The organism is Cellulomonas pasadenensis, assembly GCF_047229365.1.
Lineage (GTDB): Bacteria > Actinomycetota > Actinomycetes > Actinomycetales > Cellulomonadaceae > Cellulomonas.
Window position 1 is genome coordinate 15,041 of the sequence record NZ_JBFTEP010000018.1, and the last position, 25,566, is coordinate 40,606.

General features: G+C 75.6%; 25 protein-coding genes. 14 read left to right on the plus strand and 11 right to left on the minus strand.

The window, feature by feature from the left end:
* Positions 1-28: 28 nt before the first annotated feature.
* Positions 29-436 carry a PLD nuclease N-terminal domain-containing protein gene (locus AB6N23_RS04430; RefSeq protein WP_412864886.1) on the minus strand — a complete coding sequence of 136 codons (408 nt, stop codon included), beginning with the start codon at positions 434-436 and terminating at the stop codon, positions 29-31.
* 142 nt (positions 437-578) lie between these two features.
* Positions 579-1,457, minus strand: a complete 879-nt coding sequence (locus tag AB6N23_RS04435; RefSeq protein WP_412864908.1) for a siderophore-interacting protein — start codon at positions 1,455-1,457, stop codon at positions 579-581.
* A gap of 189 nt (positions 1,458-1,646) precedes the next feature.
* Here AB6N23_RS04435 and AB6N23_RS04440 point away from each other — a divergent pair, with 189 nt between their 5' ends.
* Positions 1,647-4,811 carry an efflux RND transporter permease subunit gene (locus AB6N23_RS04440; RefSeq protein WP_412864887.1) on the plus strand — a complete coding sequence of 1,055 codons (3,165 nt, stop codon included), beginning with the start codon at positions 1,647-1,649 and terminating at the stop codon, positions 4,809-4,811.
* 141 nt (positions 4,812-4,952) lie between these two features.
* On the opposite strand, the gene AB6N23_RS04445 is transcribed toward AB6N23_RS04440, so the two are convergent.
* Both AB6N23_RS04445 and AB6N23_RS04450 read right to left on the minus strand, forming a co-directional pair.
* Positions 4,953-5,822, minus strand: coding sequence for an ABC transporter permease subunit (locus tag AB6N23_RS04445; RefSeq protein ID WP_412864888.1), 870 nt, complete (start codon positions 5,820-5,822; stop codon positions 4,953-4,955).
* Entirely contained in the window at positions 5,819-6,763 is a 945-nt protein-coding gene (locus tag AB6N23_RS04450; RefSeq protein WP_412864889.1) for an ABC transporter ATP-binding protein, read from the minus strand. The genes AB6N23_RS04445 and AB6N23_RS04450 overlap by 4 nt, the downstream gene beginning before the upstream one ends.
* Before the next feature lie 219 nt (positions 6,764-6,982).
* Between AB6N23_RS04450 and AB6N23_RS04455 the strand changes: the two genes are divergently transcribed.
* The 3 genes from AB6N23_RS04455 (at position 6,983) to AB6N23_RS04465 (ending at position 10,461) form a co-directional block, all read left to right on the plus strand.
* Complete coding sequence (locus tag AB6N23_RS04455; RefSeq protein ID WP_412864890.1) at positions 6,983-7,822, plus strand: Bax inhibitor-1/YccA family protein; 840 nt, start codon at positions 6,983-6,985, stop codon at positions 7,820-7,822.
* Positions 7,823-7,961: 139 nt separating this feature from the next.
* Positions 7,962-9,368 carry a cystathionine beta-synthase gene (locus tag AB6N23_RS04460; protein WP_412864891.1) on the plus strand — a complete coding sequence of 469 codons (1,407 nt, stop codon included), beginning with the start codon at positions 7,962-7,964 and terminating at the stop codon, positions 9,366-9,368.
* A 97-nt stretch (positions 9,369-9,465) separates the two neighbouring features.
* Positions 9,466-10,461, plus strand: a complete 996-nt coding sequence (locus tag AB6N23_RS04465) for an acetylxylan esterase (RefSeq protein ID WP_412864892.1) — start codon at positions 9,466-9,468, stop codon at positions 10,459-10,461.
* Between the two features lie 42 nt (positions 10,462-10,503).
* Here the strand turns inward: AB6N23_RS04465 and AB6N23_RS04470 are convergent, their stop codons facing one another.
* Together AB6N23_RS04470 and AB6N23_RS04475 are read right to left on the minus strand one after the other, a co-directional pair.
* The gene (locus AB6N23_RS04470) at positions 10,504-11,091 is read right to left on the minus strand and encodes a TetR-like C-terminal domain-containing protein (RefSeq protein WP_412864893.1); all 588 of its coding nucleotides are present in this window, start codon (positions 11,089-11,091) and stop codon (positions 10,504-10,506) included.
* Positions 11,092-11,952 carry an alpha/beta fold hydrolase gene (locus AB6N23_RS04475; protein ID WP_412864894.1) on the minus strand — a complete coding sequence of 287 codons (861 nt, stop codon included), beginning with the start codon at positions 11,950-11,952 and terminating at the stop codon, positions 11,092-11,094. It abuts the gene before it with no gap.
* Positions 11,953-12,054: 102 nt separating this feature from the next.
* Here AB6N23_RS04475 and AB6N23_RS04480 point away from each other — a divergent pair, with 102 nt between their 5' ends.
* From AB6N23_RS04480 to AB6N23_RS04495, 4 genes are all read left to right on the plus strand, one after another.
* Positions 12,055-12,459, plus strand: coding sequence for an FKBP-type peptidyl-prolyl cis-trans isomerase (locus tag AB6N23_RS04480; RefSeq protein ID WP_378204669.1), 405 nt, complete (start codon positions 12,055-12,057; stop codon positions 12,457-12,459).
* 111 nt (positions 12,460-12,570) lie between these two features.
* Positions 12,571-13,503, plus strand: coding sequence for a transglutaminase-like domain-containing protein (locus AB6N23_RS04485; protein ID WP_412864895.1), 933 nt, complete (start codon positions 12,571-12,573; stop codon positions 13,501-13,503).
* A gap of 33 nt (positions 13,504-13,536) precedes the next feature.
* Complete coding sequence (locus AB6N23_RS04490; protein WP_412864896.1) at positions 13,537-13,968, plus strand: hypothetical protein; 432 nt, start codon at positions 13,537-13,539, stop codon at positions 13,966-13,968.
* Positions 13,969-14,025: 57 nt separating this feature from the next.
* Positions 14,026-14,196: a hypothetical protein gene (locus AB6N23_RS04495; protein ID WP_412864897.1), complete on the plus strand. Its 171-nt coding sequence runs from the start codon at positions 14,026-14,028 to the stop codon at positions 14,194-14,196.
* A 32-nt stretch (positions 14,197-14,228) separates the two neighbouring features.
* On the opposite strand, the gene AB6N23_RS04500 is transcribed toward AB6N23_RS04495, so the two are convergent.
* The 3 genes from AB6N23_RS04500 to AB6N23_RS04510 all read right to left on the minus strand — a co-directional run bounded on the left by AB6N23_RS04500 (position 14,229) and on the right by AB6N23_RS04510 (position 17,088).
* Positions 14,229-14,939 (minus strand): aspartate/glutamate racemase family protein, encoded by a 711-nt coding sequence (locus AB6N23_RS04500; protein ID WP_412864898.1) that lies wholly within the window; start codon positions 14,937-14,939, stop codon positions 14,229-14,231.
* Between the two features lie 74 nt (positions 14,940-15,013).
* Positions 15,014-16,276: an FAD-binding protein gene (locus AB6N23_RS04505; RefSeq protein ID WP_412864899.1), complete on the minus strand. Its 1,263-nt coding sequence runs from the start codon at positions 16,274-16,276 to the stop codon at positions 15,014-15,016.
* Between the two features lie 62 nt (positions 16,277-16,338).
* Positions 16,339-17,088 (minus strand): CPBP family glutamic-type intramembrane protease, encoded by a 750-nt coding sequence (locus AB6N23_RS04510; RefSeq protein WP_412864909.1) that lies wholly within the window; start codon positions 17,086-17,088, stop codon positions 16,339-16,341.
* A gap of 184 nt (positions 17,089-17,272) precedes the next feature.
* Between AB6N23_RS04510 and AB6N23_RS04515 the strand changes: the two genes are divergently transcribed.
* Genes AB6N23_RS04515 through AB6N23_RS04530 form a run of 4 tightly spaced genes read left to right on the plus strand, consistent with a single transcriptional unit; the run spans position 17,273 to position 20,401 of the window.
* Positions 17,273-17,800, plus strand: a complete 528-nt coding sequence (locus AB6N23_RS04515; protein WP_412864900.1) for a hypothetical protein — start codon at positions 17,273-17,275, stop codon at positions 17,798-17,800.
* Complete coding sequence (locus AB6N23_RS04520; protein ID WP_412864901.1) at positions 17,797-18,099, plus strand: DUF6317 family protein; 303 nt, start codon at positions 17,797-17,799, stop codon at positions 18,097-18,099. The genes AB6N23_RS04515 and AB6N23_RS04520 overlap by 4 nt, the downstream gene beginning before the upstream one ends.
* Positions 18,096-19,865: an alpha/beta hydrolase gene (locus AB6N23_RS04525; RefSeq protein WP_412864902.1), complete on the plus strand. Its 1,770-nt coding sequence runs from the start codon at positions 18,096-18,098 to the stop codon at positions 19,863-19,865. The genes AB6N23_RS04520 and AB6N23_RS04525 overlap by 4 nt, the downstream gene beginning before the upstream one ends.
* Positions 19,859-20,401, plus strand: a complete 543-nt coding sequence (locus AB6N23_RS04530; RefSeq protein ID WP_412864903.1) for a hypothetical protein — start codon at positions 19,859-19,861, stop codon at positions 20,399-20,401. Before AB6N23_RS04525 ends, AB6N23_RS04530 begins: the two co-directional genes overlap by 7 nt.
* A gap of 25 nt (positions 20,402-20,426) precedes the next feature.
* On the opposite strand, the gene AB6N23_RS04535 is transcribed toward AB6N23_RS04530, so the two are convergent.
* Both AB6N23_RS04535 and msrA read right to left on the minus strand, forming a co-directional pair.
* The gene (locus AB6N23_RS04535) at positions 20,427-21,986 is read right to left on the minus strand and encodes an ATP-dependent DNA ligase (RefSeq protein ID WP_412864904.1); all 1,560 of its coding nucleotides are present in this window, start codon (positions 21,984-21,986) and stop codon (positions 20,427-20,429) included.
* 260 nt (positions 21,987-22,246) lie between these two features.
* Positions 22,247-22,924 (minus strand): peptide-methionine (S)-S-oxide reductase MsrA, encoded by a 678-nt coding sequence (gene msrA, locus AB6N23_RS04540; protein ID WP_412864905.1) that lies wholly within the window; start codon positions 22,922-22,924, stop codon positions 22,247-22,249.
* Positions 22,925-23,021: 97 nt separating this feature from the next.
* Here msrA and AB6N23_RS04545 point away from each other — a divergent pair, with 97 nt between their 5' ends.
* On the plus strand, positions 23,022-24,263 hold the full coding sequence (locus tag AB6N23_RS04545) for a cystathionine gamma-synthase (RefSeq protein ID WP_412864906.1): 1,242 nt from the start codon (positions 23,022-23,024) through the stop codon (positions 24,261-24,263).
* A gap of 86 nt (positions 24,264-24,349) precedes the next feature.
* Positions 24,350-25,566 (plus strand): AI-2E family transporter (locus AB6N23_RS04550; protein WP_412864907.1); only part of this gene is annotated, 1,217 nt, incomplete at its 3' end.

Here is a 25,566-nt window from a genome sequence, read left to right on the forward strand (position 1 = left end):
TCGTCGTGGTCCGGCGCAGCGGCGTGCCTCAGGCGCCGTCGCGGGGCTCCGGCGTCCCCTCCGGCGACTCCCGCACCTGCTCGCGGGCGCGCAGCTGCGCCTCCCAGTCGCGCAGCATCTGCTCGTGGAGCGCGTCGCTGCGACGCTCCTCGGCGCGCCGCTGCTCGTCGTCGGCCGGGTCGGCGTACCGCCGGGGCCGCTCGTGCTCCGGGAAGCCGGACGTCGCCGTCGCCGGCCAGGGCACGGCCCGCCGCGGGGTCTGCGGCCGCCCGGCGACCAGCCACGCGACCCCGCCGGCGATCGGCAGCACGACGATCAGGACCAGCCACCAGCCCTTGGACAGGTTCCGCACCCGGTCACCGTCCGACTGCACGCAGTCGATCAGGCAGTACACGAGCAGGGCCATCTCGACGACGAACGGCAGGAAGCGCAGCACCCTCGGTCCCCTTCGCACGCGCGCGCGTCCCCTGACGTGCGCGTCGCGACGGACCGTACCGAGCCGGGCGCTGCCGCGGGGCGGATTCGGCGCGGCAGGTGCGCTCCGGGCGGCCCGGTCACCCGATCCGCCCACCGCCGGGTCAGTCGAGGCCGGCCGCGGCCTCCGCCGCCTCGATCTGCGCGGCCCACTCGCGCTTCGCGGCGCGCCAGCCCTCGTCGTCGGCGCCGAGGCGCCAGTAGCCGGAGATGGAGAGGTCCGTGCGGGCCACGCGGCGCTCCGCGCGCAGGTAGGCGCGCAGCTCCTTCACGGCACCGGCCTCGCCGTGCACGAACGCGCACACGCGCCCCGCCGGCCACGGCCACGCGCGCACCGCGTCGACGAGCGCGACGCCCGGCACGCCGGTGCCCGTGTGCACCCACCGCACCTCGACGCCCGCCGGGGCGGTCAGGGGGATCTCGTCCTCGGGCCCGTGCACCTCCAGCACGGCGAGACCCCGGGCGTCGGCCGGCAGCGCCTCGAGCCCGACCGCCACGGCGGGCAGGGCGCTGGCGTCGCCGACGAGCAGGTGCGCGTCCGCGGCGGGCTCGGGCGACCACGCGCCACCGGGGCCGTGCACGAGCACGTCGTCGCCCGGCTGCGCGCCGGCCGCCCAGGGACCGGCGAGCCCCTCGTCCCCGTGCAGCACCACGTCGACGGTGAGCTCGTGCGTCGCCGCGTCCCACGCGCGGACGGTGTAGGCACGCAGACGGACGTCGCCCACGTCGCCGAGGGCGGCCCGCAGCGCCTCCACGTCGACACGGCCGTCGGTCGCGAGGGGCCGGGGACCGGGAGGGGCGAAGCCCAGCTTGACGTAGGAGTCGGCATGGGTGGGCTCCTCGAACGGCGCCATGCCCGGCCCGCCGAGCACGACCCGCACGAGCCGCGGCGTGAGCCGCTCGGTGCGCACCACGCGGCCCAGCACGGGCGCCGGCCGGCGGCGGACGGGCGGTGCGGCGGGGGAGGGCTGGGCGCCGGGCAGGGTCACACAGGTAAGCCTAACCTCGGTGCGCCGGGAATCCGCCCGCCCGCCGGCGGACGCCCGTGCGACGATGGCGACGCAGGTCACACCGCCCCGGCGGGAACCCGTTGCCACAGGCACTCGTTCCGCGATCGTCCACCCCGTCCCTGCCCGGACCGGCGCGCGTGCCGGCCGCCTCCCGGAGGACCCATGTCCCGGCTCGCCCGGCTGTCCCTCGCCAACCGGTCCGTCGTCGCCCTGATCACGGTGGCGATCGCGGTGTTCGGCTGGATCAGCCTCGGATCGCTGAAGTCCGAGCTCATCCCGTCGCTGCAGATCCCCACGGCCGTCGTGGTCGCCGTCGACCCCGGCTCGTCCCCCCAGCTGGTCGAGACGCAGCTGACGGAGCCGATCGAGCAGGCGATCTCCGCCGTCGACGACGTGGAGTCGGTGACGTCGACGTCGTCCACCTCGGTGTCGACGACGACCGTCCAGCTCACCTACGGCATCGACGTCGACGCCGCCGCGCAGGACGTGCAGCGCGCGGTCGACCGGATCCGCTCGCAGCTGCCGGAGGGTGTCGAGCCGACCGTCGTCACGGGCTCCATCGACGACCTGCCGGTCGTGCAGCTCGCCGTCGCGGGCACGCCCGACGACGTCGCCGCCGGCGAGGAGCCCGACGCGGCGCTCGCGCGCGCGGTCGAGGAGACGCTCGTGCCGCGGCTCGAGCAGGTCGAGGGGGTCCGGGACGTGAGCGTCTCCGGCGTCGCCGAGCAGGCGGTCACGGTCACGCTCGACCTGCCCGCGCTGACCGCCGCCGGGCTGTCCCCGACCGCGGTGCAGACGGTGCTGCAGGACAACGGCCTCGTGCTGCCCACGGGCACGGTGCGCGACGGCGACCTCACGCTGTCGGTGCAGGCGGGCTCGGAGATCACCTCGGTCGAGGACCTCGAGGGGCTGCCCCTGCTCGGCGCGGCGACGGGTCAGCCGGTCGCGCTCGGCGACGTCGCGGACGTCGTCGTCGCCCCCGTGCCCGCCACGTCGTTCTCGCGGCTCGACGGCGCCCCGGCGCTGGCGGTCGCGCTGACGAAGACGCCCGCGGGCAACACGGTCGACGTGTCGCACGGCGCGCAGGAGGCCGTCGACGAGGTCCGTGCGCAGCTCGGCGAGGGCGTGGACGTCGAGGTCGTGTTCGACCAGGCGCCGTTCATCGAGGAGTCCATCGAGGGGCTCGCCACCGAGGGCGGCCTGGGCCTGGTCTTCGCGGTGCTCGTGATCCTGCTGTTCCTCGGCTCCGTCCGCTCGACCCTCGTGTCCGCGATCTCCATCCCGCTGTCGCTGCTCGTCACGTTCATCGGGCTGCGCGTCGGCGGCTACTCGCTCAACATCCTCACGCTCGGCGCGATGACCATCGCGATCGGCCGCGTCGTCGACGACTCCATCGTCGTCATCGAGAACATCAAGCGGCACCTGTCCTACGGCGAGGCCAAGCGCGACGCCATCACGACGGCCGTGCGCGAGGTCGCGTCCGCGATCACCGCGGCCACCGTGGCCACCGCGGCGGTGTTCCTGCCGATCGCGCTCGTCGGCGGCATGGTCGGGGAGCTGTTCCGGCCGTTCGCCGTGACGACCGCCATCGCGCTCGCGGCGTCGCTCGTCGTGTCCCTGACCATCGTGCCGGTGCTCGCCTACTGGTTCGTGAAGGCCGACGGCGGCGACGCCGCCGAGGCGGAGGCGCTGCGCACGGCCGCGGAGGAGAAGGAGCGGCGCGGCTGGATGCAGCGCGGCTACCTCGCGACGCTGCGCGGCTCGCTCGCGCACCCCGTCCTCACCGTCCTGGCCGCCGTCGCGGTGCTCGTCGGCACGGTGGGCCTGTCCACGCGGCTGGAGACGAACTTCCTCGGCGACGCCGGCCAGGACACCCTGACCGTCACCGAGACGTTCCCCGCGGGCACGTCGCTCGAGGCGCAGGACGCCGCGGCGCGCGAGACCGAGGAGCGCCTCGTCGGCGTCGAGGGCGTCGAGACCGTGCAGACGACCGTCGGCTCCGCGGGCGGTGTCGAGGCGGCCTTCGGCGGCGGGGGCGGGGCACCGCGCGCGAGCTATGCGCTGACGCTGGCGCCCGACGGCGACAACGCGGCGGTCGAGGCCGACGTGCGGGAGGCCGTCGCGGACCTCACCGACGGCACGCACGGCGAGGTCGTCGTCGCCGGCGCCGACGCCGCGTTCGGCTCGTCCACCGTCGACGTCGTCGTGCAGGCGGACGACGCCGACGAGCTCGCCGACCTCGCGTCGCGCGTGCAGGAGGTCGTCGCCGGCCTCGAGGGCACGACCGACGTGACGAACAACCTCGCCGCCGACCAGCCGACCGTGCGCGTCACGGTCGACCGCGACGCCGCCGCGGCCGCGGGCCTCACCGAGACCGCCGTGGTCGGCACCGTCGCCGGGCTGCTCAGCCCGCAGCCGGTCGGCACGGTCGACCTCGGCACCGGGCCGCTCGACGTCACGGTCGTCGCGACCGCCGCGCCCGCCACGGTCGCCGAGCTCGAGCAGCTCGTGCTGCCCACGCCGGCCGGGGTCGTCCCGCTCACCGCGGTGGCGTCCGTCGAGACCGTCGAGGTGCCCGTCTCCGTCACCCGCATCGACGGCCGGCGCGCGGCGACGATCTCCGCGACCCCCGCCGGGCAGGACCTCGGTGCGCTCACCGCGGAGCTGCGCACGGCCCTCGAGGACGTCGACGTGCCGGCCGGGGCGAGCGTCGAGGTCGGCGGCGTCGCCGCCGACCAGGAGGACGCGTTCGCCGACCTCGGCCTCGCGCTGCTCATCGCGATCGCGATCGTCTACGTCGTCATGGTCGCCACGTTCCGGTCGCTGCTGCAGCCGGTCGTGCTCATGGTGTCCGTGCCGTTCGCGGCGACCGGCGCGCTCGTCGGCCTGCTGCTGACCGGCACGCCGCTGGGCGTCCCCGCGCTCATCGGCGTGCTGATGCTCATCGGCATCGTCGTGACCAACGCGATCGTCCTCATCGACCTCGTCAACCAGTACCGCGACCGCGGGCGCGACCTGGACGACGCGGTGATGGAGGGCGCGCGCAAGCGGCTGCGGCCCATCGTCATGACGGCGGCGGCGACGATCTTCGCGCTGCTGCCCATGTCGCTGGGCCTCACCGGCGGGGGCGTGTTCATCTCGCGGCCGCTCGCGATCGTCGTCATCGGCGGCCTGTTCACGTCGACGCTGCTGACGCTCGTGCTCGTGCCGGTGCTCTACACGCTGCTGGTGCGGGCGCAGGACCGGGGGCGGGCACGGCGCGTCGCGCGGGACGAGCGGCGGTCCGCGCGCCGGGCGGAGCGGCACGCGGCGAAGCACGCCGCCTGACGCCTCGGGCGCGGCGCTGCCGCCACCGGGCGAGGCCGCCCACGACGACGACGCGCCGGCACCCCCCTCCGGGGTGCCGGCGCGTCGTGCTGGTCCCGCGGGTGCCGGCCCCCTCCGACCGGCCCCGCGGGCGATCAGGGGTCAGGCGTCGCGCGTGCGCAGGCGCACGGCGGCGACGGCGAGCAGGACGGCGACCCAGCCCAGGAGGATCGCGTAGCCCGCCCACGGGCCCGGGGTGAACGCCATGCCGAACTGGCCGTCGGCGAGCTGCTCCGGCGTCTGCGTGACGGCCGAGCCCGCGGTCGAGGGCAGCAGCGGCCGCACGTACTCCAGCGGCTTCCAGCTGATCATGAGCAGGACGTTCTCGACGATGAGCACCAGGCCGATCACGGTCGTGATGGCGGCGGCGGTGTTGCGCAGCAGGGCCCCGACGGCGAGGCCGAGGAGCGCGATGCCCGTCGCGTAGAGCACGACGCCGAGCACGACGCGGGCGACGTGCGGCGCACCCCAGTCCGGCGCCAGGTCGGGCACGATCGCGCCCGCGAGCAGGGTCGAGAGGCCGACCGCGACCGCGACGGTCACGAACGTGACGGTGGCGACGACGACGACCTTCGCGGCCAGCACCGGCAGGCGCCCGGGGACCGCGGCGAACGTCGAGCGGACCGACCCGGTGGCGTACTCGCCCGTGATCGTCATCGCGGCCAGCACGATGAGCGGCAGCGGCGCGAGCAGCATGCCGGGCTGCAGGTACATCTGCACCATCTCGACGGAGCCCGCCGGGATGCCCTCGACGGGCTCGGGGAACGACCGGAGGGAGACCGCGCCGAGCGCGGCGATCCCGGCCATGAGCAGGACGGCGACGCCGAGCGTCCAGTACGTCGACCGCAGGGTCCACAGCTTGAGCCACTCCGCGTGCACGACGCGGGGGAACGTGACGCGTGCGCCCTCGGCGGCGCGGTGCACCGGTGCGGGCGTGCCCGCCGTGGGTGCGGGGGCGGTCGTGGCGGTCATCGGGCCACCTCCGTGGCGGTCGTGCCGGTGGTGGCCGTGCCGCCGGAGCGGTACTCGACGAGGTCACCGGTCAGGGACATGTACGCGTCCTCGAGCGAGCCCGTGACGGGCGTCAGCTCGTGCAGGACGAGGCGGGCCGCGGCGGCGACCTCGCCGACGGCGGCGGCCGTCGGACCGTGCACCTCGAGCAGGCCGGGCTCCACCGCCTCGACGGTGACGTCCGGGCCGGCGAGCACGGCGGCCAGCTCGGCCGCGTGCGGCGTCCGCACGCGCACGGTCGTGCGCGTCGAGCGGCCGACCACGTCGCGCACCGTCCCGTCCGCGACGATCCGCCCGCGGCCGATGACGAGCAGGTGGTCGGCCGTGACGGCCATCTCGCTCATGAGGTGCGAGGAGAGGAAGACGGTGCGTCCCTCGCGGGCGAGGTGCTGCACGAGGCCGCGCACCCAGAGCACCCCCTCGGGGTCGAGCCCGTTGACCGGCTCGTCGAGGATCAGGGTGTGCGGGTCGCCGAGCAGCGCGGCGGCGATGCCCAGGCGCTGCCCCATGCCGAGCGAGAAGCCCTTGACGCGCTTGTTCGCGACCGAGCCGAGGCCCGTGAGCTCGATGACCTCGTTGACGCGCTTCGCGCCGATGCCGTGCGTGGCGGCGAGCGTGCGCAGGTGCTGCTTGGCGGTCCGGCTCGGGTGCACGGCCTTCGCGTCGAGCAGCGCGCCCACCTCGGTGAGCGGCGCGCGCATGCGGCCGTACGGCGTGCCGGAGACCGTGACGGCCCCCGCGCTGGGCTTGTCCAGCCCCACGATCATGCGCATCGTGGTGGACTTGCCGGCACCGTTGGGCCCGAGGAAGCCCGTCACGGTGCCGGGGCGGACGGTGAAGGAGATGTCGTCCACGGCCGTGGTGCGGCCGTAGCGCTTCGTGAGTGACTGCGCCTCGATCATGGCGCCGGGCTCCCCTGGTCGACGGTCGTGCGGACGTCTCGAACGTAGGCCCGGCGCCCGGGCGCCCGGCACCGTCCGGGGGACCATTCGGGCGCCCTCGCCTCATCCCCGGGGACGACACCGGACTCAGGGTGGGATGAGGGGAACGCGGCGGGCACCGCCGACGTTGGTTACGTTGTCGACCAGCACGTCCCCGGCCGATCACGACCAGGAGCCCTCATGGCGAATCCCGTCTTCAACAGCAGTCCCGTCTTCGCGGACCCGCGTCAGCAGCGCCGCGGCGGCCGCCCCGCACCCTCGGCACCCACGTTCGGCGGCCCCGCCGTCGACGCGGCGTCGCTCGAGGCGATGTACGACGGCCCGACCGCGACCACGCGCGACACCGGCCGCCTGACCTACGACGACGTCATCATGAAGACCGGCGGGCTGCTCGCGCTGCTCGTCGCCGTCGCCGCCGTCACGTGGTTCGTCGCGCCCGGCCTGTACATCGTCGGCGCGATCGTCGGCCTCGTGCTCGGCCTGGTGAACGCCTTCAAGCGCAAGCCGTCGCCGGCGCTCATCGTCGCCTACACCGTCGCGGAGGGCGTGTTCCTCGGCGGCATCAGCTTCGTGTTCCAGAACCTGATGGTCGCGGGCCAGTCGGCGCAGCCGATCGTGCTGCAGGCGGTGCTCGCCACGGTCGCCACGTTCGTGGCCTCGCTGTGGCTCTACCGCTCCGGCCGCGTGCGCGTGACCGCGAAGTCCGTGCGCTTTCTGCTGATCGCGATGGTCGGGTATGCACTCTTCTCGCTGCTCAACGTCGTCCTGATGTTCGTGCTGCCGGACTCCGGTATGTTCGGCCCGCTGCGCAGTGACGGGCTCGGCATCATCGTCGGTCTGTTCGCCGTCGGCCTCGCGGCCTTCAGCCTCATCGTCGACTTCGACGCCATCAAGCGCGGCGTCGAGCAGGGCGCCCCGAAGAGCTTCGCGTGGACGGCCGCGTTCGGCCTCATCGTGACGCTGGTGTGGCTGTACCTCGAGTTCCTGCGCCTGTTCGCGATCTTCAACAGCAGCGACTGACGCACGTCCCGCTGCACCGCACGGCACGCAGCACCGCACGTCGCGACGCCCCGTCGGCCACCCGGCCGGCGGGGCGTCGTCGTCCCCGGCCACCGAGGCCGGTGCGGGGTCGGCGTCCGGCAGGTGGGACGATGGGGGAGTGAAGTACGCGCAGCACGTCTCCGAGCTCGTCGGCGGCACCCCGCTCGTCCGGCTGTCGTCCGTGACCGAGGGCCTGACCGCCACGATCCTCGCCAAGGTCGAGTACCTGAACCCCGGCGGGTCCGTGAAGGACCGCATCGCGCTGCGGATGGTGGAGGCGGCCGAGGAGGCCGGCTTCCTGCAGCCCGGCGGCACGATCGTCGAGCCCACGTCCGGCAACACCGGCGTCGGCCTCGCGCTGGTCGCGCAGCGCAAGGGCTACCGCTGCGTGTTCGTCTGCCCCGACAAGGTGAGCCAGGACAAGCGCGACGTGCTGCGCGCGTACGGCGCCGAGGTCGTCGTCACGCCGACCGCCGTGCCGCCCGACCACCCCGACTCCTACTACTCGGTGTCCGACCGCATCGCGCGCGAGACGCCGGGCGCGTGGAAGCCGGACCAGTACTCCAACCCGAACGGCCCCGCGAGCCACTACGCGACCACGGGGCCGGAGATCTGGGCGGACACCGACGGGCGCCTCACGCACTTCGTGACCGGCGTCGGCACGGGCGGCACCATCACCGGGACGGGCCGGTACCTGCACGACGCGTCGGCGGACCGGCCGGCGGCCGAGGGCGGGCGCGTGGTCGTCGTCGGCGCCGACCCGGCCGGGTCGGTGTACTCGGGCGGCGACGGGCGGCCGTACCTCGTCGAGGGCGTCGGCGAGGACTTCTGGCCGCGCGCGTACGACCCGTCGGTGCCGGACGAGATCATCCCCGTCTCCGACGCGGACTCCTTCGCGATGACGCGGCGCCTGGCGCGCGAGGAGGGGCTGCTCGTCGGCGGCTCGTGCGGCATGGCCGTCGAGGCGACGCTGCGGCACGCGCGCGCCCTGCAGGAGCGCGACCCCGAGGCGGCGGCGCGCGCGGTGTACGTCGTGCTGCTGCCCGACAGCGGCCGCGGCTACATGTCGAAGATCTTCAACGACTCGTGGATGCGCTCGTACGGGTTCCTCGCGTCCGAGACGGGCGCGACCGTCGCCGACGTGCTGCGCACCAAGGGCGGCGGGCTGCCCGCCCTCGTGCACACGCACCCCAACGAGACGGTGCGCGACGCGATCGAGATCCTGCGCGAGTACGGCGTCTCGCAGATGCCGGTCGTCGGCGCCGAGCCGCCGGTCATGATCGGCGAGGTGCAGGGCGCCGTCAGCGAGCGCGAGCTTCTCGACGCGGTGTTCTCCGGGGCGGCGTCGCTCGCGGACCGCGTCGACCGGCACATGGGCGCGGCGCTGCCCATCGTCGGCTCGGGGGAGACCGTGGAGGCCGCGCGGGCCGCGCTCGAGAAGGCGGACGCGCTCATGGTCGTCGACGACGGCCGGCCCGTCGGCGTGCTGACGCGCCACGACTTGCTGGGGTTCCTCGCGCGCTGACCGGACGCGGTTAGCATCGCGCCCGGCCGGGTCCGCCGGCCGACGTCCGCCGCCGGGCAGCCCGGCCGCCCGGCGGCCGCTGCACGAAGGACCGACGATGGCGTTGTTCGACCTGCCCCTGCCCGAGCTCGAGCGGTACCTGCCCGAGCTCGACGTGCCCGCCGACCTCGACGACTTCTGGTCGTCGACGCTGGCCGAGGCGCGCACCCACGACCTCGACGTGCGCCGCACCCCGTACGACGCCCGGCTGCGGCTCGTGGACGTCGAGGACCTCGAGTTCTCCGGGTTCGGCGGGCAGCGGGTGCGGGCCTGGGTGACGCGGCCCGCGGGGTCGGCGACGGACGGGTCCGCGCTGCCCGCGGTCGTCGAGTACGTCGGGTACGGCGGCGGGCGGGGGCGTCCGCACGAGCACCTCGCGTGGGCCGCCGCCGGGTACGTGCACGTGCTCATGGACACGCGCGGCCAGGGCTCCGGCTGGGGCACGGGCGGCGACACCCCGGACCCTGTCGGCAGCGGCCCCGCGACCAGCGGGTTCATGACGCGCGGCATCCTCGACCCGGCCGAGCACTTCTACCGCCGGGTCGTCACCGACGCGGTGCGCGCCGTCGAGGCGACGCGCGCGCTGCCCGGCGTGGATCCCGCACGGGTCGCCGTGGCGGGGATCAGCCAGGGTGGCGGGCTCGCGCTCGCGGTCGGCGGCCTCGTCGACGGGCTCGTCGCCGTCATGCCCGACGTGCCGTTCCTGTGCCACTTCCCGCGCGCGCTCGCGATCACCGACAGCGACCCGTACCACGAGGTCGTCCGGTACCTCGCGGTGCACCGGGACCACGAGGCGCGCGCGATGCGCACGCTGTCGTACCTCGACGCGGTCCACCTCGCGCGCCGCGCGACCGCGCCGACGCTGTTCTCGGTCGCGCTGCGCGACGCGACGTGCCCGCCGTCGACCGTCTACGCCGCGTACCACCACTACGGCACGCTCGGCGGCGCGGACCCGGCGAAGCAGATCGAGGTCTACGCGTACAACACGCACGAGGGCGGGCAGGCGGTGCAGCTCGAGAAGCAGCTGCACTGGCTGGGGGACCTGCTGGGCTGAGCACCGGGACGGCGGCGCCCCCGCGGGGGCGCCCCGGCGAGGTCAGCGCGGGGCGCTCCCCGCCAGCCCGTCGACCAGCCCGTCCACGAGGTACGCGAAGCTGACGTCGACGTCCTCGGACATGCCGAAGCCGCCCGCCAGCTCGAGGGCGACGAACCCGTGCACGGCGGCGCGGACCGCGCGGACGGCGTCGACGTGCCGCGCGGCCGGGACGCCCACGTCCGCCACCAGGGCGGCGAGGCGGGTGACGACGGAGGTCGCCGCCGCCTGCAGCGCGTCCGCGTCCGGGTGGCCGCGCCAGTCGTCCTGCACGGCCTGGTAGCGGCCCGGCCGGGCGTGCGCCCAGCCGCGCAACGCGTGGCTGCACGCCCGCAGGCGGTCGCGAGGGTCGGTCGCGGTGCCCACGGCGTCCGCCACCACGCCGTCGAGCTCGGCGATGCAGCGCAGCGCCACCTCGCGGCGCAGGCCCGGCAGGCCGTCGACGTGCTTGTAGAGGCTCGGGACGGCGACGCCGGCCCGGGCGGCCACGGCGGCGAGCGTCAGACCGCGGAAGCCGTCGGGGCCGCCGGCGTCGACCGCGTCCAGGGCCAGCGCCGTGACGGAGGCTCGGTCGAGCCCCGCGCGCGGCACTCAGACCTCTCCGCGGGTCGTGGCCGGCAGGCCCGCGACGAGCTCGAGCACCGCAGGCGCCACGACGTCCGCGCGCTGGTGCTGCGGGTAGTGGCCGGCCTCGGGCACGAGGAGCCCGGTGACGTGCGCGGACCGCGGGGTCGCGAGGGCCTCCGCGTGGGCGGCGGCGGGGTCGGCCGACTCGGGGTCCCGCGCGCCCGTGACGACGAGGACGGGGCACGTGACGCGGTCGAGCAGCGTCTCGTGGCCGCCGCCGACGAGCGCGAGCGTCAGGGAGCGCAGCTGGTCGAGGTACCCCGGGCGACGCAGCGCGGTGCGCATCGCCCGCAGGTGCTCGGCCGTCCACGGGGCACGGCGGCCGCGCAGCAGGGAGCGGTAGAACCACGTCCACGCCGTCGCGCCCCAGGCGCGGTGCAGCAGGAGCGCCACCTGCGCGTGCACGGCGCGGGACGCCCGGACGGCGTTCGACGCGTAGGCGACGAGCACGACGGCCCGCACGCGCTCCGGCTCCAGCGCCGCGACCCGCGCGACGGACCCGGCCGCGAACGACGCGCCGACGAGCACCGCCGGCCGGTCCGCGTCCGCGCCGAGCGCGTCCAGCAGGGCGCTGACGTCCTCGGCCGTGGCGGCGACCCCGTGCCGGGTGAACGTCGCGTCGCTGTCGCCGTGGCCGCGCACGTCGGTGAGGACGACCCGGTGCCCGGCGGCGACGAGCGGTGCGGCGAGGTCGCGCCACGAGCCGCGCAGGTCGCCCATGCCGGGCACCAGCACGACGAGCGCGCCGTCGTGCGGGCCGAGGGCCTCGTAGGCGACCCGACCCTCGGGGGTGGGGAGGTGCAGGACGTCCGGTGTCGTCGTCATGACGCAAAAGCTAATGCCATTAGCCACGCGTGGCAAGAGGTTGCCCCGCCGCGGGCAGGGCAGGATGGGCGGGCACTGTCATCCCACGAAGGAGAGCACGACATGGCCGCAGCCCTGCCCGAGGTCTCGGGCTCCTACGGCACCAAGCCCACGCTCACGTTCCCGGACGCCACCGCGCCGGAGGAGCTCGAGGTCGTGGTGCTCAGCCGCGGCGACGGCGACCTCGTCGAGGCCGGCCAGGACATCGAGGTGCACTACCTCGGCCAGTCCTGGCAGGGCGGTGTCTTCGACAACTCCTACGACCGCGGGTCGTCGATCAGCTTCCCGATCGGCGTCGGCGCCGTCATCGCCGGCTGGGACGAGGGCCTCGTCGGCCAGCAGGTCGGCTCGCGCGTCCTGCTGTCGATCCCGTCGCACCTCGGCTACGGCGACCGCGGCGTGCCGCAGGCCGGCATCAAGGGCGGCGACACGCTGGTGTTCGTCGTCGACATCGTCGGCGTGAGCTGACGCGGTCCGCGACGACCCGATGAGTCCGCGCCGCGCCGCCGGTCGACCCCTGTGGGCGCCGGCGGCGCGGTCGCGCGGACCGCGGGCACGACGGCCCCTGACGGAGGACCCGTGACGCGCGCGTACCCCTGCGGCCTCGACGACTGGGCGACGCACTCGCCGTACAGCGACCCCGGCGGGCACGCCGACGTGCTCGCGGCGCTCGGCACCGACCCGGCGGACGTGCACGCCGCCGCGACCGGCATGATCGCGCACTACCGCGCCGACCGCGACACGCTCGACGAGGCACGGCTGCCGACGATCGACCTGCGCTGGCTCGAGGCCGTCCTCGGCGCCGGCCTCGACCTGTCGCCCGCGCCGCTCGCCGGCCGCCCGCACGCCGAGCGCGTCGCCGGCTGCTGCCGCGACCACACGCTGCTCGCGGTCGGCCTGCTGCGCCAGCACGGGATCGCGGCGCGGTCCCGCATCGGCTTCGCGCGCTACTTCGCGCCGGGCTTCGCGCACGACCACGTCGTCGTCGAACGCTGGGACGGCCGCCGCTGGGTGCGCAGCGACCCGGAGCTCGACGCCGCCTTCGGCACGGCGCCGCCCGCCGGCGAGCCGTTCGACCCCTTCGACATGCCGACGGGCCTCGACAGCCCGTTCCCGACCGCCGCCGAGCTGTGGACGGCGCACCGGCGCGACGGCCTCGACCTGCACGACTACGGCGTCTCGCCGCAGCTCGTCGACCTGCGCGGCCGCGACTTCGTCCGGCACTACGTGCTGCTCGAGGTCGCGCACCGCCGCCGCGACGAGCTGCTGCTCTGGGACGTCTGGGGCGCGGGCCTCGACGCGACCGACGACGAGGCGGACGCGCTGGCCGACGAGGTCGCCGGCCTGCTCCTGCGCGCCGACGCCGACGACTGCGACGCCGAGGAGGAGCTCGCCCGCCGCTACGCCGAGGACCCGCGCCTGCACCCCGGGCCGCGGGTGCGGACCCTGTCGCCGCTCGGCCGCGACGGGTGGACGGACCTGCGCGCCCGCACGACGGAGTGGGACGCCTGACGCTCGACGCGCGCCGTGGTGCACCCTGGTGCCGTGCGTCCGTTCCGCCGTCCCGCGCCCGTGCCCGCGCACGTGGGGGAGGGGTTCCTCGCCGCCGAGGCGCCCGCCCTGCAGCGCTCGTTCCGCGCGGCGCTGCACCCGTCGGAGCGCGCCGCCCGGCACCCGGTGCCCGCCCGCGTCGAGGTGACGCGCGGCGCCGACGGGCGCGTCGTCCTGGCGTGGCGCAACGTGCTGGTCGGCTTCGTGCCGGAGTCCCACGTGACCCTGCTCGCCGCGCAGGTGGACGCCGCCCTGCCGGCGACGCTCGAGGCCGACGGGGCCGTGCACCCGTCCGGCGACGTCTGGCGGCTGTGGGTGGGCCCCGCGCCCGCGGACGGCTTCCCGCCCGCACCGCCGGACCTCGACACGCTGCCCGTGCCGCCCGACACGATCCTCGGCGTCCCGCTGCGTCGCGACGGAGCGTGACGCGAACCGGTGTGCGCCCCGGGTGCCGCAGCACCGCGGGCGTGGCACGGTGGGGCGATGAACCGGATCCTCACCGTCGTCGTCGTGCTCGCGCTCGTCTGGCTCGCCCTGTCCATCCTGGGTGCCGTCGTGGAGGGGCTGCTCTGGCTGACGGTGGTCGGGCTGGTCCTGCTGGCCGCCACGGTCGTCTACGGCTGGGTGAAGGGCAGGACGCGCTCGCGGTCGTAGGGCGCCGCGTCGGACGGTGCACGGCCGGCGGGTCAGCCGGTGACGGCCTCCGCGCCCGCGAGCGCGTGCTCGGCCGCCGCCAGCGCGTGCACGCGTGCGGAGTCGATGAGCGGCACCGGCCCGCCCGCGGCCGGCAGCGCCAGCTCCAGCTCGGTGCACGCGAGGACGACCGCGTCGGCACCGGCGGACCGCAGGTCGTCGACGACGGCGAGCAGCCGCGCGCGGGACTCGTCGGTGACCAGCCCCTGCGTGAGCTCGTCGAAGATGATCCGGTCGACCTCCTCCTGCGCGGCGGCGTCGGGGACGAGCGCCCCGATGTCGTGGCGCGCGAGGCGGTCGGCGTAGAACGGCTCGGCCATCACCCAGCGGGTCCCCATGATCCCGAGCGTGCGGTGCCCGGCGGCCGTGGCCACGTCCGCGACGGCGTCGGCGATGTGCAGCAGCGGGACGTCGACCGCCGCCTCGACCGCGCCGGCGACCTTGTGCATGAGGTTCGTCGCGATCAGGACGGCGTCGGCTCCCGCCGCCTCGAGCCTTCGCCCGGCCGCGGCGAGGACCTCGCCGGCGCCCGCCCAGTCGTCCGCGAGCTGCAGCTCGCGGACCTCGGCGAAGTCGAGGGACTCCAGCAGCACGTGCGCGCTGTGGTGCCCGCCGAGGCGCTCCTGCACCGCGGTGTTGAGGACCCGGTAGTACTCCGCGGTCGAGTACCAGCTCATGCCGCCGATGATCCCGAGGGTGCGCATGCGGCGAGCCTAGGGAGGACTGCTGGGTGTCGGCAGCGGGATTCCTGAGCGGGGGCTGGACGCGGCCCGCGCGCTCAGCGCAGCCCGACCCGCCGCAGGAAGTCGTTCGTGAACCGGCCCTCGGGGTCGTGCCGCTCGAGCAGCGCGCGGGCGTCGTCCCACCGCGGGTACAGGTCCCGCCACGTGCGGTCCGGGCCGGGTCCCGAGAAGAGCTTGCCCCAGTGCGGGCGGGCGGCGAACGGCGCGAGCGCCGCCTCGATGACGGGCAGCGCCGCGTCGACCTCGGCGCGCAGCGGCTTCCACGTGAAGTGCAGGCCGACGCGGTCCCCGCCGTGCGCGGTCGACAGCCACAGGTCGTCGCCGGCGACGGACCGGATCTCGCTGACCAGCAGCAGCGGGGTGACGAGGTCGCGCAGCCCGCGCAGCGCCTCGACCGCCGCGACGGCGTGCTCGCGCGGGACCAGCCACTCGGACTGCAGCTCGGCGCCGGCGCTGGGGGTGAACTCGAGCCGGAAGTGGGGGAGGCGCTCGTGCCACGGCCCGGGGACGCCACCCTGCTCGGTGCACGCGACCGGGTCCTGCCCGGGCACGGGGTGCATCGGGCCGTCGGCGGGTCGCGCGCCGGCCAGCTCGGGGCCGGGCGCGCGCACGCCCGCGTCGACGCGGTGCTTGCGCCACACCTGGCCGACCGTGTCGCCGGTCCAGTCGGTGAAGAGGCTCACCGACCACGCCGAGCCCATGAGGTCGTCGAAGTGGTCCAGCGCCGTCGCCCACGGGAGGTCGACGACGACCTCCTGCGCGACGTCGAACGCCGGCTCCACCGCGAGGGTCACGCGCGTCACCACGCCGAGCCCGCCGAGTGCGACGACCGAGCCGGCGAGCTCGGCGTCGTCCGCGCCGAGCGTGCGCACCCGCCCGTCCGCGCCGACCAGCTCCAGCCCCCGCACCGCCGCCGACAGGTTGGGCGCGTGGTCGCCGGACCCGTGCGTGGCCGTCGCCACCGTGCCCGCGACGGCGATGTGCGGCAGCGACGCCATGGTGTGCAGGGCCCAGCCCTGCGCGTGCAGGTCCCGGGCGAGCTCGCCGTAGCGCACGCCGGCGCCGACGGTGACCGTGCGGGCGTCGGGGTCGACGGTCGTCGGCACGTCGAGCCGGTCCAGCGCGACGAGCGTGCCGGGGCCGTCGGCGAGGTCGTGGAACGAGTGGCGCGAGCCGAGCGCGCGCACGTGCCGGGCGCCCGCGACGACCGCGGCGACCTCCTCGACCGTCGTCGGGCGCACCACCGGGCCGCCGCGGAACGTGTGGCTGCCGGCCCAGGTGGTCAAGGTGTCGGTCATGTCGAGCCTCCTCGCTCGTCGGTGCTGCTCGTCGGGTGGTCGGTGGGGCGCGCGGCGGGGCGTCAGCCGGTGCGCGCGGGGGCGGTGACGAAGACGTCGAACAGCTCGGGCGTGTGGGCGTGCACGAGCACCATGAAGACGACGGCGTCGAACAGCAGGTGCACGACGAGCACGTACGTCAGCGACTTCGTCAACGAGAACGTGAAGCCCTGGATCAGCGCGAACGGGATCGTCAGCAGCGGACCCCACTCGCGGTAGCCGAGCTCCCACAGGAACGACACGAACACGGTCGCCTGGAGCAGGTTCGCGGCCCACAGCGGGAAGTGGCGCAGCAGCAGGGCGAAGACGGTGCAGACGAAGAACAGCTCGTCCCACGTGCCCACGGCGTTGACGCCCACGAACAGGCGCGCGATCTCCTGCCCCTCGATGACCGTCGGCCAGTTGCGGTACGCACCGGACGAGAGGAAGTAGAACGGCAGGACCAGGTACCCGGCGGTCTGCACGCCGATCAGGTACGCCCACTGCGTGCGGGTCCAGCGCCTGCGGGTCCGCCACGGGAACCGGATGACGTCGTCGCCGAGCACGTGCCGCGACAGCACGTAGGGGACGACCACCGCGAGCGCGAGGGCGATGGTGAACCGCACCATGCCGGCGTCGGACAGGTCCGCCGCCAGGGGGATCGTGCTGACGATGCCCATGCCGGCCGCGATGATCAGCAGGTCGCGGCCCAGCACGCGGTCGGCCGCCCAGCCGAGGACCACGCCGAGCAGCAGCGGCACGTACGCGAGCGGACGCACGTGGAGCGCGAACATGAGCACAGCCGACCCGCACACGAGCGCCGCGGCGACGCCCCGCCAGACCGGTGGCAGGAGGGCGGCGGCGCGCTCGGTGACGGCGTCGGTGGTCGGGGTCACCCGCACACGATGCCAGGCGCGACCGGGTGACGCCGCACGGGCTCCGCCGGACATGTCCGGTCCCTGCCCTACGCTGACCGGCGTGGACGAGCCCGACGACGCCCTCGCGGCCGCACCGCACCTGCGCCGCTTCCACGAGCTGCACCCCGAGGTGCCGCTCGTGGTGCTGCCCCCGGAGCGCACCGAGCCTCCCGAGCCGTCGGTCCCCGACGACGTGCTCGGCGCCGAGCGGGAGAGCACGGACGGCACGCTCGCCACGCTCCTCGACGCGGTGGGCCCCGACGCGGCCCGGGCGGTCGTGCGCACCGTGTGGCGCGCCGGCCGGGGGGACGACACGGTCGTCCCGGTCGCCGAGGCGCGCCTGCCGCTCGGCGAGGCGGGCCCCGGCACGGTGGCCGGCCCGCTCACGGCGGTCCTGGAGCGGGGCGGCTGGACGCTGCGCAGCGGACGGTCGGGTGCGGCCCGCTACCTCGAGGGCGCACGCGGCGAGCGGTCCGTGCGGGTCGTCACTGTGGAGGACGTCGTCGTGGTGACCGTGCGCGGCCGGGCGCTGCCCGTGGCGACCGCCACGCAGCACCGCCTCATGGGTGTGGTGGAGGAGGAGTCGTGAGCGGCCGGTACGAGGTGCGGCCCGACGTGCTGTCGCGCTCCGCGCAGGAGTGGCGGGACCAGGCGGCGCGTGCGCGGACGGCGGGCGACCGGCTCGCCGACGTCTCGACCGCCGGGTTCTCCCCGCGCGTCGCGTCCGCCGCGTCGTCCTGGGCGGCGACGTGGGGCGGCACGGTCCGCACGATCGCGTCCGGCGCCGACACCGTCGGCGAGGAGCTGCTCGCGGCCGCGATCGCGTACGGCACCGTCGACCAGCAGGCCCACGACCGCTTCGACACCTGGCTGGACGGTGCGCCGTGACGACGATCCCCGTGCCCCCGACGGTCGACGCGATCCCCGAGGTCGAGGGCGACCCCGCGCAGGTGCGCGTGTTCGTCGACGACCTGCTCGCCTCCGCCGTGAACGTCGACGACCTCGACACGTTCGCCCGCGACTCCGCGACGCTCGAGGGCTGGACCGGCGACGCCGCCGACGCCTACGGGCGCCACGTGCGCGGCGCCGCCGCGGACGCGGACGCCGTCTCCGCCGCCGTCCGCCGCGTCGCCCGGGCCGGGGAGGAGTACGCCGAGGCGCTCACCGAGCTCGAGGCCCGCCGCGAGACGCTCGACGGCGACCGCACCGGCTACCACGCCGCCCGCGCGGACCTGCTGGCGGACATCCGTGCCGCGACGGACGCCGACGAGGCGGTCGTCCGCGACCTGCAGGACCGTGCGGCGGGCCTGGCGACCCGCCGGCAGACCCTCGTCGAGGACGTCGACCGGCTGGCCCGTGACGTGACGACGGCCGAGCAGTCGATGCTCGACGCGCTGACGTCCTTCTCCACGCTCGACAAGGCGCGCGCGGCGGTGACGGGCGGGCGGGACGTCGCCGACGCGGCGCTGGGCCGGCCCGGTTCGCCGTCGTCCGGCGGGTCGCCGGAGGAGGTCGCCGCGTGGTGGGACGGCCTCTCCGAGGAGGAGCAGCTCGCCGTGCTCGCCGCGCACCCGGAGGTCGTCGGCAGTGCCGACGGCATCCCCGCGACCGTGCGCGACCGCGCCAACCGGCTGCTGCTCGAGACCGACCTGGACGCGCTCGAGCTGCGCGAGGAGCGCGGCGAGGTCCTGCCGGCGGACGACCGCGCGGCGCTCGAGAACGGCCGGGCCGCCCGCGCCGCGCTCACCGCGGGAGCGCGGGAGGTCGACCCGGTCACGGGCGAGGCGATGGTGCCCCTGCTGCACCTGTACGACGCGCGGGCGTTCGGCGGGGACGGGCGCGTGGCGATCGCGTTCGGCGACCCGGACACCGCCGACCACGTGTCGGTGATGGTGCCCGGGCTGACGAGCAACGGCACCAAGGCCGAGGGCAACGCGGACGCCGCCTTCCACATCTACGAGTCGGCCCGCTACTCCGACCCGGGCTCGACCGTCGCGTCGATCATGTGGATCGGCTACGACGCGCCGAGCGACTGGGACTCGCTCACGGTCGCGCAGGAGACGCGCGCGATCGAGGGCGGCGAGCGGCTCGCCCGCTACGTCGAGGGCCTGCGCGCGTCGCGCGAGGGCAGCCCCGCGCACCTCACGGTCGTGGGCCACTCCTACGGATCGACGACCACCGCGCACGCGGCGAGCGACCACGGCCTCGCCGCCGACGACATCGTGCTCGTCGGCAGCCCGGGCGCGGGCGGCGGCGTGGACCACGCCTCCGACCTGGGCGTCGGCGCGGACCACGTGTGGTCGGGGAACAACAGCCACGACCCGGTGGCGATGCTCGCCGACAACGGCTGGGTCGGCGGCGGCACGCTCGGCGGCGCCGGCATGGGCAACGACGTGGCCGAGGACGACTTCGGCGCGAACCGCTTCCGCGCCGAGTCGACGACGCGCGGCACCGGCTGGGACCCGTTCGCCGACCACACGAAGTACTTCGACCAGGACACCGAGTCGATCTTCAACATCGGGCAGATCGTGGTCGGCGACTACGACGAGGTGCTGCGCGCGGAGCACACGTACGACCCGTGGTGGTGGGACCCGGTCGACCCGGAGCGCGACCGCGAGCCGACCACGCAGGGCGACCGGGAGCCGGAGTGGTGAGGCGCCGCGCGGTCGCGCTGCTCGCCGTGCTGCTCGCGCCGGTGGTGCTCGGCGCGTGCACGCCGGCGGCGAGCGTCGAGGAGCACGAGCGCAGCCGCGAGGAGGTGCGCGCGGCGGCCGCCGAGGTGATCCCCGCGCTCGCGGACGCGCTCGGCGGCGAGGTGCGCTGGGCACGCGGCGAGTACGAGGCGTACGGCCTCAAGGACGACCTGACCCTGGCGTACCAGGCCGACGCCGACATCACCGTGGTGACGACGCGCGACGACGTGGCCGCCGCGGTCACGGGCCTGGACTGGACCGTGGACGACGACGCCGGCGACGGCCCGTCGGTGGTGGGCGAGCGGGGCGACCTGACGCTGCGGGCGACCGTGCGCGAGGACCACGTGCAGCTCTCGGTGGACGGCCCGCGCCTGGGCGTCGGGGACGAGCGGCCGGAGCGGAACGGGCAGGAGGGTCTCGGCCTGCCCTACCCGACGTTCGTGCCGTACGAGTCGCCCGGGGCGACCCCCTCGCCGTCCGACGACGCCGAGGGCTGACGGGACGCCGAGGACCGACCGGGCGTCAGCCGGCCGCCAGCGCGCGGGCGCTCCCGATGGTGTCCGCCTCGGACGCCGGCTTGTCGTCGCGGTACCGCAGCACGCGCGCGAACCGCAACGCCAGCCCGCCGGGGTACCGGGTCGAGCGCTGCAGGCCGTCGAACGCGATCTCGACGACCTGCTCCGGCCGCACGACGACGCCCCACGGCTCGCGCCGCTCCGCCAGGGCGAGGAACCGCTCGGTCTGCCACGCCAGCATCTCGTCGGTCATGCCCTTGAACGTCTTGCCGAGCATGACGAAGCCGCCCTCGGGGTCGCGGGCGCCGAGGTGGATGTTCGACAGCGTCCCCGACCGACGGCCGGAGCCCCACTCGACGGCGAGCACGACGAGGTCGAGCGTGTGCCGGGGCTTCACCTTGACCCACGCGGCGCCGCGGCGGCCCGCCTCGTACGGCGCGTCGGACGCCTTGACGACGACACCCTCCTGCCCGTCCGCGACGACGGCGCGGAAGTGCTCGGTCGCCACGGCGGGGTCCCGCGTGACGACGCGGCGGACGACGTGCGGCGCCGCGACCTGGTCGAGCACCGCGAGCCGCTCGCGCAGCGGGGCGTCGAGGAGGTCGCGGCCGTCGACGTGCAGGAGGTCGAAGAAGAACGGGGTCAGGGCCGCGGAGGACGCCAGCTCGGCGTCGCGCGTGGCGCTGCGGGACGCGGTCTCCTGGAACGGGCGGGGCCGGCCGGCCTCGTCGAGGGTGAGCGCCTCGCCGTCGAGCACGAGCCGTTGCGCCGGGAGCAGCCGGACGGCGTCGACGATCTCCGGCACGCGCGCGGTGATGTCGTCGAGGCTGCGGGTGTAGACACGGACCTCGTCGCCGTCGCGGTGCACCTGGATGCGGATGCCGTCGAGCTTGGTGTCGACGACGACGTCGCCCGCGGGCCCGTCGCCGGTGCCCGCGAGCCCGGCGAGCGCCGTCGGCACGTCGGGTGCGGACTGCGCGAGCATCGGCCGCACGGGCCGGCCGACGGTGAGCGTGAACGCGTCGAGCGCGGTGGTGGCGTCCTCGGCGGACGCGGCGCCGAGCGCGGCGACCGCGACGGCCTCCGTCTCGCCCGCGAGCATCGCCGCCCGCCGCACGGTGCCTGCCGGCACGCCCGCCGCCTCCGCGACCGCGTCGAGCAGCAGCGCGTCGAGCGCCCCCTGCCGCAGCTCGCCGGTGACGAGCCCGCGCAGCAGCCGCTGCTCGTCCTCGGTGGCAGCGCCGAACAGGTCCGCCGCGGCGGCCGTCCGCGCCCCGGTCGAGCCGGGCCCGGACATCTCCGCCATCGCCGCGAACGCGGCGTCCACGTCGGTCACCGTGAGCGACGGCGTGTCCGCGGGGCCCGGCAGCGACGTGAGCGACCGCCACCCGAGCCCGGTCCGCCGCTGCCGCAGCTCCCCGCCGAGGTACCGCGACACGATCGCGACGTCGTCCGGCCCGTCGGCCGCGGCCCGCCGCAGCACGTCCACCAGCACGGCCCGCTTGGCGAGCCGCGAGCGCGTCGCGGCGACGGCAGTGGACGCGGCGGCGACGTCGGCGAGCAGCATGCCGCCATCCTGTCCGCCCCCACCGACACCCGCACGAGGGCGGCAGGGCTGTCGGGCCGTCGGCACCCCGCCTGACGTCTCGCAGAGATGCGGTCTCCTGCGTCGCGCCGACGTCACGTGAAGCGTTGCGGACACCCTGCGTCCACAACGCTTCACGCCCCGGGGCGCGACGCGACCACGGGGGTGGCAGCGCACGAGCCCGTCGTTCCCGGATGGTGTACCTCGGGACGACGGGCTCGTGGTCAGGTGCAGCGGCGGCGTCAGGCCGTCGGCACCGGGCAGGCGACGCCCGTCGAGTTGACCGGGCAGTAGCCGCCCGGGTTCTTCTGCAGGTACTGCTGGTGGTACCCCTCGGCGTAGTAGAACGGGCCGGCGTCCTCGGCGGACCGGATCTCCGTCGTGATGTCGCCGTAGCCGTTCGCCTTGAGGCGCGGGCCGTACTCGGCGGCGGTCGCGCGGGCCGCCTCGCCCTGCTCGGGCGTCGTGAAGAACACCGCCGAGCGGTACTGCGTGCCGACGTCGTTGCCCTGGCGGAAGCCCTGGGTGGGGTCGTGCTCCTCCCAGAAGTGCCGCATGAGGTCGACGTCGGACAGCTGCGCCGGGTCGTACGCGACCATCACCGTCTCGGTGTGGCCGGTGCGGGCCGTGCAGGTCTCCTCGTACGTCGGGTAGGGCGTGTAGCCGCCCATGTACCCGACGGCGGTGGTGACGACGCCCGGCAGCTGCCAGGCCTCCTTCTCGGCGCCCCAGAAGCACCCGGAGGCCAGGTACAGCACGCGGGTGCCCTCCGGCCACGGGCCCTGCAGGGGCGTGCCCAGCACGGTGTGCGTCTCGGGGATCGCGTACGGGTAGCCGTCGCGGCCCTTCAGCGCCTTGTCGGGCTCGACCATCTGCGTGCGCAGCGAGGTGCCGAGCAGCGTCTCGAACAGCGAGGCCATGAGCGTCTCTCCTTCTCCCCAGGTGTCCGCCACGTAGAACCCGCACGGGCCCGTGCGTGTTCCCCCGGGGCCCCGGCGCACGGCCTAGCCTGGGACCGTGACGAGCCACCCCGCCTCCGAGCCCCACGACTGGTCGACCACCGGCTTCTCGACCCGCGCCATCCACGCGGGCCAGGACCCCGAGGCACGGACGGGCGCCGTCGTGCCGCCCATCCACCAGGTGTCGACGTACAAGCAGGACGGCGTCGGCGGCCTGCGCGACGGCTACGAGTACTCGCGCTCGGGCAACCCGACGCGGGACGCCCTCCAGGAGGCGCTCGCGGCCGCGGAGGGCGGTGCGGCGGCGTTCGCCTTCGCGTCCGGGCTCGCGGCGGAGGACACGCTGCTGCGCTCGGTGCTGCGGCCCGGCGACCACATGGTGATCGGGAACGACGCGTACGGCGGCACCTACCGGCTCATCGCGCGGGTCCTCGAGCCGTGGGGGATCGAGCACACGCCGGTCGACATGCTCGACCCCGACGCGGTGCTCGCGGCGATCCAGCCCGGCCGCACGAAGGTGCTCTGGGCGGAGACGCCGACCAACCCGCTGCTCGGCATCGCCGACGTCGAGGCGATCGCCGTGCACGCGCGCTCGGCGGGCGCGGTGCTCGTCGTCGACAACACGTTCGCGACGCCGTACCTGCAGCAGCCGCTCGCGCTCGGCGCGGACGCGGTCGTGCACTCGACGACCAAGTACATCGGCGGGCACTCCGACGTGGTCGGCGGTGCGGTCGTCGTCGCGGACGGCGCCCAGCTGCCCGCCGGGCTCGAGGGGCCGACCGGCACGACGTCCCTGCGCGACGCCGTCGGGTTCCTGCAGAACGCGTCCGGTGCCGTCGCCAGCCCGTTCGACGCGTGGCTCACGCTGCGCGGCCTCAAGACGCTCGCGGTCCGGATGGACCGGCACCAGGCCAACGCCGAGCGCATCACCCGGTTCCTGCTCGACCACCCCGGCGTCACCGAGGTGCTCTACCCGGGCCTGCCCGACCACCCCGGCCACGACGTCGCCGCCCGGCAGATGACCGGGTTCGGCGGCATGGTCGCGTTCCGCACGGGCGACGCCGAGAAGTCGGTCGCGGTGTGCGGCCACACGCGGGTGTTCACGCTCGCGGAGTCGCTCGGCGGCGTCGAGTCGCTCATCGAGCACCCGGCCCGGATGACGCACGCGTCCGTCGCGGCGACCGCGCTGGAGGTCCCGGACGACCTCGTGCGCCTGTCGGTCGGCATCGAGGACGTCGACGACCTGCTCGCGGACCTCGCGCAGGCGCTGGAGGCGGCGGGCCTGGGGCGCGCGGCGTGACCGACGCCGGTCCCGGCGCCGGTCCCGACGTCCGTCCCGACGCGGCGTCGCCGGCCCCGTCGCCCGCGGACGTGCCGTCCGGCCCCGTGTCGTCCGGGCCCGCCGCCCCGGCCGTCGTCCTCGCCGACCGCCCGCCGCACCCGGTGCCGCCGTCGGTCCAGGCCGCCGCGTCGTGGTCGTGGCGCGTGCTCGTCATCCTCGCCGCCGTCGCGGCGGGCGTGTGGCTGCTGGCCGTGCTCAAGGTCATCGTCGTCCCGGTCGTCGTCGCGCTGCTCCTCACCGTGCTGCTCTCGCCGCTCGCGACGTTCCTGCAGCGCCGGGTGCGGCTGCCCCGCGGCGCGGCCGCGGGCGTCGCGCTCGTGCTGCTGCTCGGGGTCGTCGGCGGGCTGCTCACGCTCGCCGGGCGCTCGATCGCGCGCGGCATCGTCGACCTGTGGGACCAGGCCCAGGAGGGCGTCGACACCCTGCTCGCGTGGCTGTCGGACGGGCCGCTGCAGCTCGGGTCGTCGGACCTCGACGGGTACGTCGACCAGCTGCAGGACGCGCTCGCGGGCAGCAGCGAGCAGATCGCCACGGGTGCCCTGTCGGTGACGGTGACGGTCGGGCACGTCCTCGCCGGCACGCTCGTCGCCCTGTTCTGCACCCTCTTCTTCCTCATCGACGGCCGGCGCATCTGGGCGTGGGTCGTCGGCCTCCTGCCGCGCGGCTCGCGCGAGCGGGTGCACCAGGCGGGGCGGCGTGGCTGGGTGACGCTGGGCGCGTACACGCGCACGCAGATCCTCGTCGCGGGCGTCGACGCCGTCGGCATCGGGCTCGGCGCCGTGCTGCTGCAGCTGCCGCTGGCGGTGCCGCTCGCGGTGCTCGTGTTCTTCGGCTCCTTCATCCCGTTCGTCGGCGCGATCGTCACGGGCACCATCGCGGTGCTCGTCGCGCTCGTGACGCAGGGCTGGGTGTCGGCCCTGATCATGCTGCTCGTCGTGCTGTTCGTGCAGCAGCTCGAGGGGCACGTGCTGCAGCCGTTCCTCATGGGGCACGCGGTGTCGCTGCACCCGGTCGCGGTGCTGCTCGTCGTCGCGTCGGGCTCGTTCGCCGCCGGCATCGTGGGTGCGCTGTTCGCCGTGCCGGTGGCCGCGGTGCTCAACACCGTCGTGCTGTACCTGCACGGGCACGACAAGTTCCCGCAGCTCGGCACGGGCGACCACGTACCCATCCGGCCCCGCGCGCACCCCGTGCTCGCGCGGGCGCTCGCCGCGGCGGCGGAGGCCGAGTCCGCGACGCAGGCCGAGCGCGCCGAGGCGCGCGC

Excerpts from the sequence above, each read along its gene's own strand:
- AB6N23_RS04505 (WP_412864899.1), bottom strand. The coding sequence starts at position 16,276 with ATGACCGACACCTTGACCACCTGGGCCGGCAGCCACACGTTCCGCGGC.
- msrA (WP_412864905.1), bottom strand. The coding sequence starts at position 22,924 with ATGGCCTCGCTGTTCGAGACGCTGCTCGGCACCTCGCTGCGCACGCAG.
- AB6N23_RS04450 (WP_412864889.1), bottom strand. The coding sequence starts at position 6,763 with ATGATCGAGGCGCAGTCACTCACGAAGCGCTACGGCCGCACCACGGCC.
- AB6N23_RS04535 (WP_412864904.1), bottom strand. The coding sequence starts at position 21,986 with ATGCTGCTCGCCGACGTCGCCGCCGCGTCCACTGCCGTCGCCGCGACG.
- AB6N23_RS04445 (WP_412864888.1), bottom strand. The coding sequence starts at position 5,822 with ATGACCGCCACGACCGCCCCCGCACCCACGGCGGGCACGCCCGCACCG.
- AB6N23_RS04500 (WP_412864898.1), bottom strand. The coding sequence starts at position 14,939 with ATGCGCACCCTCGGGATCATCGGCGGCATGAGCTGGTACTCGACCGCG.
- AB6N23_RS04475 (WP_412864894.1), bottom strand. The coding sequence starts at position 11,952 with ATGACGACGACACCGGACGTCCTGCACCTCCCCACCCCCGAGGGTCGG.
- AB6N23_RS04495 (WP_412864897.1), top strand. The coding sequence starts at position 14,026 with ATGAACCGGATCCTCACCGTCGTCGTCGTGCTCGCGCTCGTCTGGCTC.
- AB6N23_RS04510 (WP_412864909.1), bottom strand. The coding sequence starts at position 17,088 with ATGTTCGCGCTCCACGTGCGTCCGCTCGCGTACGTGCCGCTGCTGCTC.
- AB6N23_RS04455 (WP_412864890.1), top strand. The coding sequence starts at position 6,983 with ATGGCGAATCCCGTCTTCAACAGCAGTCCCGTCTTCGCGGACCCGCGT.
- AB6N23_RS04465 (WP_412864892.1), top strand. The coding sequence starts at position 9,466 with ATGGCGTTGTTCGACCTGCCCCTGCCCGAGCTCGAGCGGTACCTGCCC.
- AB6N23_RS04440 (WP_412864887.1), top strand. The coding sequence starts at position 1,647 with ATGTCCCGGCTCGCCCGGCTGTCCCTCGCCAACCGGTCCGTCGTCGCC.
- AB6N23_RS04480 (WP_378204669.1), top strand. The coding sequence starts at position 12,055 with ATGGCCGCAGCCCTGCCCGAGGTCTCGGGCTCCTACGGCACCAAGCCC.